At 69.4% G+C, this 13,590-nt stretch carries 15 protein-coding genes; 8 read left to right on the forward strand and 7 right to left on the reverse strand.

Annotation, left to right across the window (positions count from 1 at the left end; all coding sequences use genetic code 11):
- Positions 1-19: 19 nt before the first annotated feature.
- From BM214_RS11855 to BM214_RS11865, 3 genes are all read right to left on the reverse strand, one after another.
- The gene (locus BM214_RS11855; protein WP_090487542.1) at positions 20-685 is read right to left on the reverse strand and encodes a Crp/Fnr family transcriptional regulator; all 666 of its coding nucleotides are present in this window, start codon (positions 683-685) and stop codon (positions 20-22) included.
- Positions 686-1,034: 349 nt separating this feature from the next.
- Entirely contained in the window at positions 1,035-2,330 is a 1,296-nt protein-coding gene (gene hcp, locus BM214_RS11860) for a hydroxylamine reductase (RefSeq protein WP_090487544.1), read from the reverse strand.
- Between the two features lie 409 nt (positions 2,331-2,739).
- Positions 2,740-3,117 carry a hypothetical protein gene (locus BM214_RS11865; RefSeq protein ID WP_090487547.1) on the reverse strand — a complete coding sequence of 126 codons (378 nt, stop codon included), beginning with the start codon at positions 3,115-3,117 and terminating at the stop codon, positions 2,740-2,742.
- Positions 3,118-3,328: 211 nt separating this feature from the next.
- On the opposite strand from BM214_RS11865, the gene BM214_RS11870 reads away from it, so the two are divergent.
- From BM214_RS11870 to BM214_RS11900, 7 genes are read left to right on the forward strand one after another with little or no spacing between them, the layout of a single operon-like run.
- Positions 3,329-3,637 carry a BufA1 family periplasmic bufferin-type metallophore gene (locus tag BM214_RS11870; protein WP_090487550.1) on the forward strand — a complete coding sequence of 103 codons (309 nt, stop codon included), beginning with the start codon at positions 3,329-3,331 and terminating at the stop codon, positions 3,635-3,637.
- 26 nt (positions 3,638-3,663) lie between these two features.
- A complete protein-coding gene (gene bufB / locus BM214_RS11875; protein WP_090487553.1) occupies positions 3,664-4,566 on the forward strand; it encodes an MNIO family bufferin maturase in 903 nt (300 codons plus the stop codon).
- Positions 4,550-5,326 carry an HvfC/BufC N-terminal domain-containing protein gene (locus BM214_RS11880; RefSeq protein WP_090487556.1) on the forward strand — a complete coding sequence of 259 codons (777 nt, stop codon included), beginning with the start codon at positions 4,550-4,552 and terminating at the stop codon, positions 5,324-5,326. Before bufB ends, BM214_RS11880 begins: the two co-directional genes overlap by 17 nt.
- The gene (locus BM214_RS11885) at positions 5,323-5,829 is read left to right on the forward strand and encodes a DoxX family protein (RefSeq protein WP_090487559.1); all 507 of its coding nucleotides are present in this window, start codon (positions 5,323-5,325) and stop codon (positions 5,827-5,829) included. Before BM214_RS11880 ends, BM214_RS11885 begins: the two co-directional genes overlap by 4 nt.
- A 4-nt stretch (positions 5,830-5,833) precedes the next feature.
- Positions 5,834-7,522, forward strand: coding sequence for a sensor histidine kinase (locus BM214_RS11890; protein ID WP_244888001.1), 1,689 nt, complete (start codon positions 5,834-5,836; stop codon positions 7,520-7,522).
- Positions 7,485-8,114 carry a response regulator transcription factor gene (locus tag BM214_RS11895; RefSeq protein ID WP_090487562.1) on the forward strand — a complete coding sequence of 210 codons (630 nt, stop codon included), beginning with the start codon at positions 7,485-7,487 and terminating at the stop codon, positions 8,112-8,114. Before BM214_RS11890 ends, BM214_RS11895 begins: the two co-directional genes overlap by 38 nt.
- Positions 8,111-8,440, forward strand: coding sequence for a hypothetical protein (locus tag BM214_RS11900; RefSeq protein ID WP_090487565.1), 330 nt, complete (start codon positions 8,111-8,113; stop codon positions 8,438-8,440). The genes BM214_RS11895 and BM214_RS11900 overlap by 4 nt, the downstream gene beginning before the upstream one ends.
- A gap of 265 nt (positions 8,441-8,705) precedes the next feature.
- Here the strand turns inward: BM214_RS11900 and BM214_RS11905 are convergent, their stop codons facing one another.
- The 4 genes from BM214_RS11905 to BM214_RS11920 form a co-directional block, all read right to left on the reverse strand.
- Positions 8,706-9,452 carry a DUF429 domain-containing protein gene (locus BM214_RS11905; RefSeq protein ID WP_090487568.1) on the reverse strand — a complete coding sequence of 249 codons (747 nt, stop codon included), beginning with the start codon at positions 9,450-9,452 and terminating at the stop codon, positions 8,706-8,708.
- Positions 9,446-9,697, reverse strand: a complete 252-nt coding sequence (locus tag BM214_RS11910) for a WGR domain-containing protein (RefSeq protein ID WP_177217675.1) — start codon at positions 9,695-9,697, stop codon at positions 9,446-9,448. The genes BM214_RS11905 and BM214_RS11910 overlap by 7 nt, the downstream gene beginning before the upstream one ends.
- Before the next feature lie 147 nt (positions 9,698-9,844).
- A complete protein-coding gene (locus tag BM214_RS11915; RefSeq protein ID WP_090487574.1) occupies positions 9,845-10,744 on the reverse strand; it encodes a flagella assembly protein FlgT middle domain-containing protein in 900 nt (299 codons plus the stop codon).
- A 12-nt stretch (positions 10,745-10,756) separates the two neighbouring features.
- Complete coding sequence (locus BM214_RS11920; RefSeq protein WP_090487577.1) at positions 10,757-11,476, reverse strand: LPP20 family lipoprotein; 720 nt, start codon at positions 11,474-11,476, stop codon at positions 10,757-10,759.
- A gap of 167 nt (positions 11,477-11,643) precedes the next feature.
- Between BM214_RS11920 and BM214_RS11925 the strand changes: the two genes are divergently transcribed.
- The gene (locus tag BM214_RS11925; RefSeq protein ID WP_090487580.1) at positions 11,644-13,107 is read left to right on the forward strand and encodes a penicillin-binding protein activator; all 1,464 of its coding nucleotides are present in this window, start codon (positions 11,644-11,646) and stop codon (positions 13,105-13,107) included.
- Positions 13,108-13,590 lie beyond the last annotated feature (483 nt).

Below are 13,590 nucleotides of genomic sequence, written 5' to 3' on the forward strand. Positions count from 1 at the left end.
CGGCCCGGGTGCGAACGCATCAGGTGAGCAGCATCTCCCGCAGCCCCGCCTCGTCCAGCAGGTGCAGGGTGTCCCCCTCCACCTGCAGCAGCCCCCGGTCCCGCAGCCGGGCCAGGATGCGCGACAGGGTCTCGGGCTTCATGGAGAGGCGCGATGCGATCACCTGTTTGGGGGCACTGAGCTGGACACGCCCTGGGGGACCGCCGCCGTGGGCCAGGAGATAGGCCACGAGGCGGTGGGTGGCATTGTGCAGGGTGAGTTCGTCGATGTGGCTGAGCAGATCGTGGATGCGCCGGCTCAGGGCCCCCAGGAGCTGGAAGGCCAGGCCGGGGGATTCCTCCAGCAGCCCCAGGAAGCAGGCGTTGTCGAAGATCACCAGTTCCGTCTCTGCCAGTGGGGTGGCGTTCACCGGATAGCGGCGTTCGTCCATGAACATGACCGCCTCGGCGAAGAGCTGACCCGCCTGGATCACCTCCACCACCTTCTCATCCCCCTCCCGGGAGAGGAGATAGAGCTTCACCGCGCCGCGGTTGACGAAGAAGAAATGGGGCGCCGGGTCCCCCTGGGCGAAGAGGGCCTCCCCGGCCCGGCAATGGCGCACCCGCAGGCGGTCCCGCACCCGGGCCAGTTGTTCCGGGGACAAGGGCTCGAACAGGTGCAGGCGTTGCAGCTCTTCCAGGGTCATGCCGGGATCCGGTTTGCGTGATCGCCCAGGATGCTGGCCATTCCCCACGGGATGCGCAAGATCCGGGGGCCTTTCGGGCCGGGTCCCGCCAGCGGGATTTCCCCAACCCCAGGGCGGCGTCCACACGCCGGATGCGTGTGGCACGGGGCTGTCAAGACTTGACAGGAGAATTTTTCCGTCAGCGTTTAACTTTCGTCAAAACAGCAAGTTATGAACGCTGATCATTTTTTCGCCAATCTGTGACGAACCCCGGCCAGACCTGGGTTTAGGCACGCTTCCTACATTTTGCCCACAGACTTTTCCACAGGTTCTGTGGATGGCCCCGGGACAGACCCCCGGGGCCGTCTCCTCAGGCCGCGCCCACGGCCCGTGCGGCATCCCCCACCGGGTCGTCGCCGGTGAGCCGCAGGTCGAAACGCTCCTGCAGCAGGGCGAAGACATTGGGGGTGATGAAGGCCGGCGGTGTGGGGCCCAGGGTGATCCCCTTCACGTCCAGGCTCAGCAGGGTGAGCAGCACCGCCACGGCCTTCTGTTCGAACCAGCTGATCACCAGGCTCAGGGGCAGTTCATTCACGTTGCAGTCCAGGGCCTCGGCCAGGGCGGTGGCCACGCGGATGGCACCAAAGGCATCGTTGCACTGGCCCATGTCCAGCAGCCGCGGCAGGCCCAGGTGGCTGCCGTATTCGTGGTCGCGGATGCGGAATTTGCCGCAACCCAGGGTGAGGATGAAGCTGTCCCGGGGCGTGGCCTTGGCATACTCGCTGAAGTAGTTGCGCCCCTTGGCGGCGCCGTCGCAGCCGCCGATGACGAAGAACCGGCGGATCCGGCCGGCATTCACTGCCTCGATCAAGGTCTGGGCCTGGTCCAGGATCACGCTGTGGTGGAAGCCCACGGTGGATTCCCCCATCACCTGCTCCTGGCAGGGGGCACAGCGGCGGGCCGCCTCGATGACCGGCGTGAAATCCCCATCGGTGATGCGCTGGCCCTGGGGCACGGCGGTGGCCCGGGTGGTGAAGAGGCGGTCACGGTAGCTCTCGGGGGGGATGAGGACGCAGTTGGTGGTCCCCAGCACCGGACCGGGGAAGCGGTCGAACTCCCGCTTCTGGTTCTGCCAGGCGCCGCCGAAGTGGCCGGCCAGGTTGGGGTGCTGGTGCAGGCGGGGATACATGTGGGCCGGCAGCATCTCGCCGTGGGTGTAGACCTGGATGTCCGTGCCCTCCACCTGCTGCAACAGATCCCACAGGTCCAGCAGGTCGTGCCCGGTCACCAGGATACCGGGGCCGGCGCGGGTGCCCTCGGTGACCGTGGCCGGCTCGGGCTGGCCAAAGCGATTCACATGGCCCCGGTCCAGCATCTCCATCACCTTCAGGTTCTGCCGGCCGCACTCCATGCACAGCTCCAGCAGGGTGTCCGGATCGAAGTTGACATTGGTCATGGTGGCGAACAGGGCCTCCTCCATGAAGGCGGCCACCCCCTCATCGGACTCCCCCAGGCGGCGGGCATGATGGGCATAGGCGGCCATGCCCTTGAGGCCGTAGAGCAGGAGTTCCTGCAGGGACTGCACATCGGCGTCCTTACCACAGGTCCCGGGGGCGGTGACGCAGGCGGTCTGGCGGAAGGTCTGTTCACATTGATTGCAGAACATGGGGCACTCCGGGTCGGTCGTGGACTGTGGGGCGCAGTCTCCCGGGAGCGGTACACGTCGGCCTTGATCCGGATCAAGGCGTCACCTCCCCCCTCTTCGGGCTCTGTACATAGGCCAGATCCCCCGGCAACCCCCCGTGTTCGGGAGGATTTCCCCAGGTCTCCACGGGCCCGTCCCTGGGGGCATGGATACGCCCCCATCTGTCAAGACTTGACATGCACGGCCCATTTCCCACGGATCCTTTTTCAACAAAACAAAGACTTAGGAACGGTTGATCATTTATTGATCAATCTGTTTCAAATGCATGAAGGATGCGGTCTTGCGCCGTGTGCAGACACGTTGCCCACAGACTTATCCACAGTTTCTGTGGAAAGGCCCACACCCGGAACACGGATGCGGGCCCTAATCCTCAGGGCGTGGCCACACGCCCCACATAGGTCTGCAACAGGGGGTCCCAGACCTGCCCCACCACCGCCGCCGGGGGCTGGGGATCGTCCTCGCTATGCCGGTTGCTGGAGACAGGGTCCCTGGCGGCGTCCTGGCTGCGGCCCACCCAGGCCTGGAGCTGTGGATCCCATACCGTCTCTGTGGGGCGGGCCCCGGGATCCGGGGCATGCGCATCCCGGGGCGTGGTGAGGGTGGCTTGCCGCGCCGCCCCATCGGGCACGTAGACCTGCAGCAGGTGGTCCCATTCCTGCGCATGGACCGGACCCGCGGCCAGGCCCGTGGCCAGGATCAGGGCGGGGAGGGAGGATTTCGTGATGCGGCCGATCTTCAGGGTGTTCATGGCGGATGTCTCCTTTGGGCTATGGATTCACCCGGGGGGATTGCTCCCGGGATTGATTCCAGCCTAGGCCCGAACCTTGGGCTGCGGTATCCGCATAACCCCTTACGTAGTCTTACGGATATCCGCCCCCCAAAGACCTTCCTATGCTGTGATCAAGCCCCGGATACGGGGTGTACACGCAACGCCCATCACTGCATGCGAGGTCACCCTCATGAACGCCAAGACCGCTTCCGCCGCCGGCATCGCCGGTGCCTTCGCCCTGGCCATGGCCGGGACCCTCTACAGCCCCTCGGCCAAGGCCGAGGAAGGGGACATGGAGAAGTGCTACGGCATCTCCCCGGCCGGCGAGAACGACTGTGCCGCCGGGCCCGGCACCACCTGCGCGGGCACCTCTACCGTGGACTACCAGGGCAATGCCTGGACGCTGGTACCCGCAGGGACCTGCGAGGACATCGCCCTGCCCGGGGACCGCCACGGCAGTCTGGACCCCCTGGACCGGGATCTGCCGCAGTCGTCCTGAGCCGCATTCATCGGGGAGCACGGATCATGACCACCCACACCCACGACTCCCGTCCCCCCCGGCCAAGCCCGGTCCCGGCCTCGGCCGGGGTCGGGCTCAAGCCGGCCCACTATAAAAACATCCTGGAAGACCACCCGCCCGTGGGCTGGTTCGAGGTCCATGCCGAGAACTACATGGGGGACGGCGGTCCCCCCCACCACTACCTGCAGGCCATCCGCCGGGACTACCCCCTCTCCCTGCACGGGGTGGGGTTGTCCATCGGCGGGGCCGGACCCCTGGATCGGGAACACCTGGGGCGCCTTGCGGCCCTGGTGAACCGCTACGAGCCGGGCCTGTTCTCGGAGCACCTGGCCTGGTCCACCCATGACACGGGGTACCTGAACGACCTGCTGCCCCTGCCCTACAACGAGACCACCCTGAAACGGGTCTGCGAACACGTGCAAGAGGTCCAGGACCTGCTGGGGCGGCGCATGCTGCTGGAGAACCCCTCCCGTTACTTCCCTCTGGAGGGCGCCACCCTGGGGGAGATCGAATTCCTCCAGGAGCTGGCCCGGCGCACCGGCTGTGGACTCCTTCTGGACGTGAACAACGTCCAGATCTCGGCCGTGAACAATGCCTTCGATCCCCGGGATTATCTGGACGCCTTCCCGCTCTGGCTGGTGGAGGAGATCCACGTGGCCGGCCATGATCGCCAGCAGGACGCGGCCGGTGCCCCCCTGCTCATCGACACCCACGACCGGCCGGTGGACGCCACCGTGTGGTCCCTGCTGGGGCGGGTGCTGGAGCGGTCGGGCCCCCGCCCCGTGCTGGTGGAATGGGACAGCCGGATCCCGGCCTGGGAGGGGCTGATGAGCGAGGCACGGCGGGCGCAGGCCTGCCTGGACCACGCCCTGCCCGAAGGAGCCGAACGTCATGCCATCACAGACTGAATTCCAGACCCGCTTCGCCCACGCACTGCATCACGGCGGCCCGCTCCCGGCGGGTCTGGCGGCCGGGCCGCCGCAGGCCGCCGGGAGCCGTTTCGATATCCATCGCAACAACCTCTACGCGGGCCTGGTGGACACCCTGGCGGCCGCCTATCCGGTGGTGCAACGCCTGGTGGGCGAGGCCTTCTTCCGGGCCATGGCCCGGGCCTTTGTCGCCCGGCACCTGCCGCAGACCCCGGTGCTGCTTCACTATGGCGGCGCATTCCCGGATTTCATCGCCGCCTTCCCGCCGGCCGCCGGCCTGCCCTATCTGGCGGATGTGGCCCGTATCGAACGGGCCTGGCTGCAGGCCTGGCATGCCGCGGACGCCGTCCCCTTGGATCCGGCCCGATGGGCCGGAACCGATCCCCGGGAGGCCCCCCATCTGCGCTTTGCGTTGCACCCCTCCCTGCAGGTCCTGGAATCCCCCTGGGCGGCCCGGGACATCTGGCAGACCCACCGCCACGACCGGGCCCCCCGCCCCCTGGAGGCCCGAGGCCCGCAGACCACCTTGATCTGCCGCCCCCGGGAGACGGTGCAGGTGCGGCCGGCACCGGCGGGCACATGCCCCCTGGTGCGGGCCCTGGCCTGCGGGTCCACCCTGGAGGATGCCATGGCCCATGCCACCCGAGTGTATCCCGACCTGGATCTGGCGGCCTGCCTGGGCGTGCTGCTGCGGGCCGGGGCCATCACCGACCTTTCCCCCACCGGGCGGCCATCATGACCCGCCCCGGATTGCGCCACGGGGTGAACCGGGCCATGACCGCCCTGGGCCGGCTGGGCGCCCCACCCCCATGGTTCACCGCCCTGGTACTGCGCGTCGCCGCGGCGATCCCCTTCTGGCGTTCCGGACTCACCAAATGGGAGGCCCCGGGACAACTGGAGGCGGGCACCCTGTGGTTGTTCCGACACGAATTCCAATTGCATCTGCTGGGGCAGACCTATCCCATGCCCCTGCCCGTGCTCACGGCCCACCTGGCGGCCATTGCCGAGATCCTGCTGCCGGTGCTGCTGGTGCTGGGCCTGGGCACGCGGGCGGCGGCCCTGGGACTGCTGCTCATGACCGGCGTGATCCAGCTCACCCTGCCCGGCGCCTGGGCCAGCCACCACCTGCCCTGGGCGGCCATGCTCCTGGCCATCCTCACCTGGGGACCGGGACGCCTGTCACTGGACCACGGGCTGCGCCAGGGACTACAGTCATTGAGGCGGAAACCGCCGGGAGGATGACCCCATGGCCGGCCAGCCCCTGACCCTGCACCGGCGCAGGACGCCCGCCGTGCCCATCGCCCCCATGGGCACCCTGCTCCTGCGCAGCCTGGTGCTGGTGAGCCTGTATTACGCCGTCGCCCTGTGGGGGTTTTTGTTCACGCCGGATCCCAACGGCGTAGCCCTGGTGTGGCCCGCCACCGGGGTCGGCCTGGCCCTCGTCCTACTCCATGGTCCCGCCTTGCTGCCGGCGGCCGCCCTCGCCGCCGGTCTGGTGAGCTGGCAGTTCCACCTGGAGATGATGCCCCTGGCGCAGGCCCTGGGCACCACGGCCGCCACCCTGGCGGGCGTGGCCCTGGGGGCCCGTCTGCTCCGGGGCCTGGGGTTCTCGCCACGCCTGGAGCGGGTGCGGGACACCGCCCTGCTGCTGGGTGTGGGGGCGCTGGCCGCCTCCGCCCTGGCGGCGGCGGCCGGGGCCTGGGGCCTGGCCCTGGGGGGGCGGGAGCTGGACTTTACCGGCACCTGGTGGCGCTGCTGGATGGCGGATCTCACGGGGCTGATGCTGGTGACCCCGGCCCTGCTCACCTGGCTCGACCCCCACGCCCCGCCCCTGCGGGCAGGGGTCACGGGGGGATGGGGGATGCCCCTCCTGCTGGTCACGGTGACGATCCTGGTGACCGGCATGACCTACTCCCCCCTGCTGCCGCCTGCGTTGGCCATGCCCCTTTCCTATGCCGTCTTCCCGGCGATCCTGTTCTCCGCCCTGCGCTGCCCCCTGCGGATCACCACCGGGCTGATCCTGGTGAGCGGGGCCATCGCCCTCTCCGGGACCGGTCTTGGCTTTGGTCCCTTCGCCGATATGGGGCAGACCACGGGACTGCTCTCCCTCAACGCCCAGCTGGCCCTGCTGGCGCTCACCGGGCTCCTCCTGGCGGCCCTGCGGGCCGAGCGGGAGGCGGAACGGGAACGGGCGCGGCGGCACCTGGACGAGCTGGCACGGGCCGGCCGCCTGAGCACCCTGGGGGCCCTGTCCTCGGGCCTGGCCCACGAACTCAACCAGCCGCTGTGCGCGGTGAGCAGCTATGCCCAGGCCTGCCGCCGGTTGCTGGCCCGTGGCCGCCTGCAGGAGTTGGCCGAGACCCTGGAACGGTTGGAGGCGGGGACCCGGCGCGCGGCGGAGACCGTGCGTCAGATCCGGAGCTTCGCCAGCGGTCAGGCCCCACCCCGTCACACCCTGGACCCGGCCACCCTGGTACATGAGGTGGAGGCCCTCCTGCGCCCGGAACTGCGCCGGCGCGGGGTGCACCTGGTGCTGAAACTGCCCGAAGGGATCCCCCCCCTGCAGGGCACGCCGCTGCAGGTGCAGCAGGTGCTCCTGAACCTGCTGCACAACGCCATGGAGGCGGCCGAGGGCCGGCAGCCGGCCCAGGTATGCCTGGAGTTGCGGCGGGAGGGAAAGGCCCTGGTGTTCATCGTGACCGACACCGGCCCGGGCATCCCGCCGCAACGGATGGAACGCCTCTTCGAGCCCTTCGCCACCTGGAAACGCGGCGGCCTGGGCCTTGGGCTGTCCATCAGCCGCGATCTGGTGGAGGCCCACGGCGGCCGTCTCAGCGCCCGCAATCCCCCGCGAGGGGGTGCCGAGTTCCGCTTTGATCTCCCCCTGGAAGACCCCCATGACGTCCCTGCCGCAAGTCCATCTGGTGGACGATGATCCGGACGTGCGCGCCGGTGTATCCCTCCTGCTCAGGAGCGCGGATTTTCGCGTCCGCTCCTTCGCCGACGCCACCGGCCTGCTCCAGGCCATCACCCCGGAGACGGCGGGCTGCCTGGTGCTGGATGTGCGCCTGCCGGACATGGATGGTCTCGCCCTGCAGGCCCGCCTGCAGGAACGGGGGATCCTCATGCCGGTCCTGTTCATCACCGGCCACGGGGACATCCCCATGGCCGTGCGGGCGGTGCATGCCGGGGCCCTGGACTTCCTGGAGAAACCCTTCGATGACCGGGTCCTGATCGACGGCGTGGGACGCGCCCTGGAGGTGGACCGCCGCCAGCGCCGCCGCCGGGAGGAGACGACGGCGTTGCGCCGGCGTCTGGACGCCCTGACCCCGCGGGAGCGGGATGTACTCCAGGGCCTGCTGGACGGCAAGCCCAACAAGCGCATCGCCCTGGATCTGGACCTGAGCGTGCGCACCGTGGAGATCCATCGCAGCCATCTCATGCACAAGATGGGGGCCCGCAACGCCTCCCATCTGGCCAGGCTGGTGCTGGACGAGGGCGCGGCCGGGTACGGGGAGGAGGCATGACCGAGGCGTCCCGCCCCGAACGCTGTGCCCTGTGCGGGCGCGTCCTGGAGGAGCTCACCCGCCATCACCTCATCCCCCGGGCAAGGCACCACAATCGGCGCAACAAGCGCCGCTTCGGGCGCACCGAGGTGCGGGAACGGGTGATCTGGGTTTGCCGCCCCTGCCACAGCCAGGTGCACCGGGTGCTGGACGAGAAGACCCTGGAACGGTCCTACAACACCCTGGAGGCCCTGCAGGGACATCCCGAGATCCGCCGTTTCACCCGCTGGATCGCCGACAAACCCGCCGGATTCCGGCCCAAGGGCGGACGCCGCAGGCGCCGATGAGGCCCCGCACTGCAGCGGGACGCTGCGAGATGTCCCCAGGCCGGCATCCCCCCATCAAGGCCGGAACGCGGCCGCCCTTGGCTGTCAAGACTTGACAGCCAAGGGGATTCACATCTCAGGGGATAAAACTAAAATCAATCACTTAGGATAAAGTGAACAAAAAATAACCATTCTGTCATGGTGCGGCGTCCCTTCGGGTCTGCAGCGCGTTTCGGACATTTTGTGCACAACCTTATCCACAGATTCTGTGGAAAGTGCGCACCGCTCAGCAGGTGATGCACATGGGCAGGCCAAGGGCATCCCGCTGCGAGGGATCGGGCAGCCGCAGCGCCCGTCCCGTGGCGATGCGTGCGGCAATGCCAAAGGCGGCCAGGGCATCCAAGAGGTCGTCCTCGGGACAAGGCGCCCCCAGGGAGGCCCGGGCGGCGGAGAGGGCCCCCGGCAGGGCCGCCTCCACCAAGCCACGGCGTGTATCCCGTCCCCGGGGGGTCTTCTTGCCCCAGGCCATGGGGATGCCGTGGTTCCACACCATAAAGCCCAGCTCCGGATGCACCTCCTGCACCCACCCGGCCCGGGCCGGCCGCTCCCGCAGGAAGGCATCCATGGCCCGGATCAGGGGCAGGATGTTCCAGCTCTGGCGGGAGAGGGCCCGGCCACAACGGTTCCGGCCCAGGTTGCAGGCGGTGTCGTAGTCCGGGGCCTGCAGCATACAGCGCAACGGGGCGGGAAAGACGCTGCTGCCCCGGGGCCGTCCCAGCAAGCGCCGGGCGGCCCGATCCGCCTCCCGGGGTCCGTCCTCGGGCAGGCCGATGGGGATATCCACCCCCACCACCGCAGGCAGGGGCTGCAGGTGCTCCAGGGCATGGGGTGTATCCAGCAGGGCCGCCTGGATTTCGGACGGGCGGGCTGGATCGCCCCAGACGCACAGCCAACGTCCGCGGCAACCGTCCACCCCCGCCACCACCGGCCCTGCCGCGCCGGTCCCCTCCGGCAGCCGGGAGACGGTCACCATCGGGGCCGGTAGCCGCGGCGCATCTTCTCCCGTACCAGGCGTTCCATGGCGGCCCGGGCCGTGGCCAGGTCGGGAAAGGGTTCGCAGCGCTGCTGTCCACCCCGCTGGTCCAGACGCCCCCATTCCCGCACCAGCACCACGGCATCGAAGAAATCGCCACGCAGGGCCAGCCGGTAGACCCGGCGCTGGTTGCGGGAGGGATCCGTCTTGACGAGTTCGATGCTTTCCTGGGGGACGGGGCTCAAGGGGCGTCTCCAGAAGGGGACCGGGTGGTTTGGCGCATGGACCCGCCGGCACTGGAAGAGGCCCCCGAGTGCACCGCGGTTGGCGCACATTATGCCATCCCCGCCCGAGAGACGCCGTTGCCCCGGGCGGCAGGGCCGGCCGGGGGTTCAGGGACGGCGGTCGGCCCCGGCCAGACAGGACAGGTGCGTGGCCACATGCCAGGCCAGGCGGTCCAGCACCCAATCAAACCCCCGGCCGTAATCGGAGTCCCGGAAGCGGTGGCTGTCGAACACCACTCGGGCGTCGAACAGCACCTCCCCCTCCACGGGCCGGGAGACGCGCCGTTGCAGCACCAGTTCACCGGTGTCCCCCTTAAAGAGATAGATCTCCACCTCGGCCCGGCGCCGGTGGCGCTGCAACCAGCCCCCCCAGCGGGGCAGGTTCTCGTGGCCCACGTCCACCACGGCCCCGGCCAGCAGGTAGTCCACCTCCATCTCCCGGGCGATGGCTTGTACGCGGCGCCGCACCCCGGCGTCGCGGGGCCGGGGCAGGCCCGTGGCCCCGGGCTCGTACCAGAAGGCCTGGCGGGTCCTGTGGGGCTCCACCCGTTGCAGGAGGGAGAGCCGGTGCAGGAGGGCGTCGGGCACCCCCCGCTCCAGGCCGTGAAGCCCGTCGGCCCGCTGCTGTGCGGGGCGCACCAGGGGAAACTGCACCGCGCCGATACGGATCTTTTCGCCGCACAGGGCCCGGGCCTCGTCCACCCGGATCTGCACGTGATAAAGACCCTCCTCCTCCCACTCCTCCATCACCTCGTAGCGGGAGATCTCGGCCCCGGTCTCCAGCCGGATCTCATCGCGGATGACCTCCCCCGCGGCGGCCTCGGAACGGGAATGGATGGTCACCCCCAGCTGCGCCGAGGCATGCCACAGGGCATCCTCGACCGCCTCCCGACGGGCCTGTTGCAGGGATCGGCCCTCCAGGGGAGCCAGCCCCTCGGCAAAGAGGGACTGGCCCGAAGCCAGTGCGGGCAGAAAAAAGAGGGTGAACAGCAGCAGTGCCCGCATCATCCGGCGTCCCGATCAGCGGTAGGTTTCGTAAGGGGCGTGGACGCAGTCCGTAGTGGGACAGGAGCCCTGGCGGGGTGCGCGCTCCGGATAGCGGGTGTAGACCGGCTGTCGTTCGCAGGGTGTGGAGCCGCAGTTCCGGGGTGCGGTCCGGGGTACGGACACGGGCTGGCAAGGGGCCTGTTCACAGACCGGGGAGACCGGGACCGGTGCCCGTACCGGGGTCGGGGCCGGCACATGCACGGTGCTGCAGGTGGAAGGATAGGTGACGCAACTGTAGAAACGCCGCCCCACCGTCAACTCCAGGGTGGTCTGGTAGATATTGTCGTCCATGAGCACCGTCTCCACCACCCGGGCACCCGCCACGTGACGGTTGATGAAGGAACGCACAGTGTCGTGCCGGGCCGCCATCTGGCGCACGGTGGTGCTGCCCTCCAGCTCGATGCCGTAGAGCCGCTCGGCCAGATTGCGGTAGGCGTCCATGCGGCTGGCCCGCATGGCCATGAGCTTCTGTTGGGCCTGGGTCTGGGTTACGTCCGGTACCACGGCGCCCCGGCCGCTGACCCGGAGGTGTTCTTCTTCGTATTGGATCTGTTGCACGGGCATCGGCTGCACGGGGTAATGGCGCTGGCCGTGATGACCATGTCCGTGACCGTGGCCGTGATGTTGATGGGCACAGGCCGTGGTCAGCATCATCAGCCCCATCGGCACCAGGAAGAAAGAGCGCATCTTCATGATCGTTGTCCTTGGTATTCTTGGTTGGTATTCCAGCGACCCGCACGGATGAGCCCCTTCCCGGGCGGTGCGCAGCGCATCACGGGCCGTATCGGCCAGCCCCCCGGGGACTTGAGCGCGCCCATGGATTGACCTGCGATACACCCCGCTGGAGACTGAGCCACATCATGTTCATCGCCCTGCTGCTGCTGATCCTGTGGGGGGCCCCGCCGGCCCTGGCCGCCCCGCAGGAGGACGTGGACCCGGCCCTGGAGGCGGCGGGCCGGGCCCTGGCACGGGATGCCCCCCTGCAAGCCCTGAGGCATCTCCCCCTGGATACCGCCGCCCTGCCCCCGGCACAGCGGGCGCGCACCCTTTCCCTGCGCGCCCGCGCGGAACTGCGTCTGGGCCGCATCCTGGATGCGGTGTCCACCTGGAACACCCTGTGGCAGGAGATCCCGGGATACCGCAGGCAGGTGGAAGCCGAGATGCACCGGCATCTGGATGCCCTGCCCCGAAAGATCCTGGAGGTGGCGCTGGAGTTTGCCGGGGACCCCGAGACCCGTCGCTGGCTCCTGTGGGTACTGGCAGAAGGCCAACGGCCCCGTGCCGTGATGCCCTCCCCGTCGCAGCCCTCCCCCCTTGCCCCGCGCCCTGGTCCAGGACCTGTATGGGGAACGCGGCCCCAGGAGGTGGCGGTGCTCCTGCCCCTGAGCGGGCGTTACCGAAGCCTGGGACAGGCGGTGCGAAACGGGATCGAGGCCGCCCGGGACGACTTGGGGCCCCACCGGGCGCCGCGGTTACGCTTTCTCGACACCGGTGGATCCCCCCAGCGGGCCCTGGAGCAGTATCGCGCGGCGATGCAGGAGGGGGCGCAGGCGGTCCTCGGTCCCCTGCTGCGGCCCTGCGTCCAGGCCTTTGCACAACAGGGGCAGCTGCCGTTGCCGATGGTGGCCCTGAACCGCGCCGACACCGCGCCCCCTTACCCGGAGGCCCTGCTGCAGCTGGGCCTGCCCCCCGAGGGGGAGGCGGACCAGGTGGCGCGGCAGGCCTTCGCCGCCAGTCATCGCGGGGCCTTCGTGTTGGTGCCCGACACCCCCCTGGGTCGGCGCCTGGAGGCGGCCTTCACCACCCGTTTCCGCGCCCTGGGCGGGCGCATCGTCTCCAGCCAACGCTATGACGAGGACCGCACCGACTTTCAGCATCTCCTGCGCCGGGGGCTGGGGCATGGCACGGATGTCCTCTTTCTCGGGGCCGATGCCGCGGCGGCCCGCATGATCCGCCCGCAACTGCGCTACGTGCGCCCCGAACATCCCCCGGTGCTGGCCACCTCCCGCATCCGCCCCCGGTCTCCCGACCCGCAGCGGGACAGGGATCTGGACGGCATCCGCTTCACCGACATCCCGGCCCTGGCCGGACGGCGATCGCCCCCCGCCGCCATCGGCCGCTCCCCCTGGCCGCGGCTCACGGCCCTGGGCATGGACGCCCTTGCCCTGATCCTGCATCCCGGGGCCGGCACCGGGGAGACCATCCTGCAAGGACAGGCCGGACACTGGTCCCCAGGCCCCCACGGGCGGCTGGATCCCCGATTCACCTGGGCCCGTTTTCACGCGGGACAGGCTGTGCCCACCGTCACCCCTGGGACCCGTTGAACACCCCAGGAAGGCGGTTCAACGGGCCTGGGATGCCCCGTGATACATTACCGACGGGATTGAATCTCTTGCCAGCCGGAGACCCCATGGCCACTGCTCCACGCCGCAGACTCCCCATCGGCATCCAGACCTTCTCGCGGAGATCAGCGAAGGGGGCTACTACTACGCAGCGGCAGATCGTGGCGTTCGAGGTGAAAACACAACAACCTACCTCTTGATGGCCCTGGCCCCCTGGGAGCGCCAAGCCCCAGCTTGGCTCTGTTCTGCCGAGCTAGGGCTCGGCGTTCCCAGGGGGCGGGCCTGGGGCCTGGCGGTTCCGGGGGGATCGCTGGGAGCGCCAGGCACCCGCTTGGCTCTGTTCTGCCGAGCTGGGGCTCGGCGTTCCCAGGGGGCGGGCTGGGGCCTGGCGGTTCCGGGGGTCGCTGGGAGCGCCAAGCCCTAGCTTGGCTCTGTTCTGCCGAGCTGGGGCTCGGCGTTCCCAGG

Source organism: Ectothiorhodospira mobilis (assembly GCF_900114895.1).
Classification (GTDB): Bacteria; Pseudomonadota; Gammaproteobacteria; order Ectothiorhodospirales; family Ectothiorhodospiraceae; genus Ectothiorhodospira; species Ectothiorhodospira mobilis_A.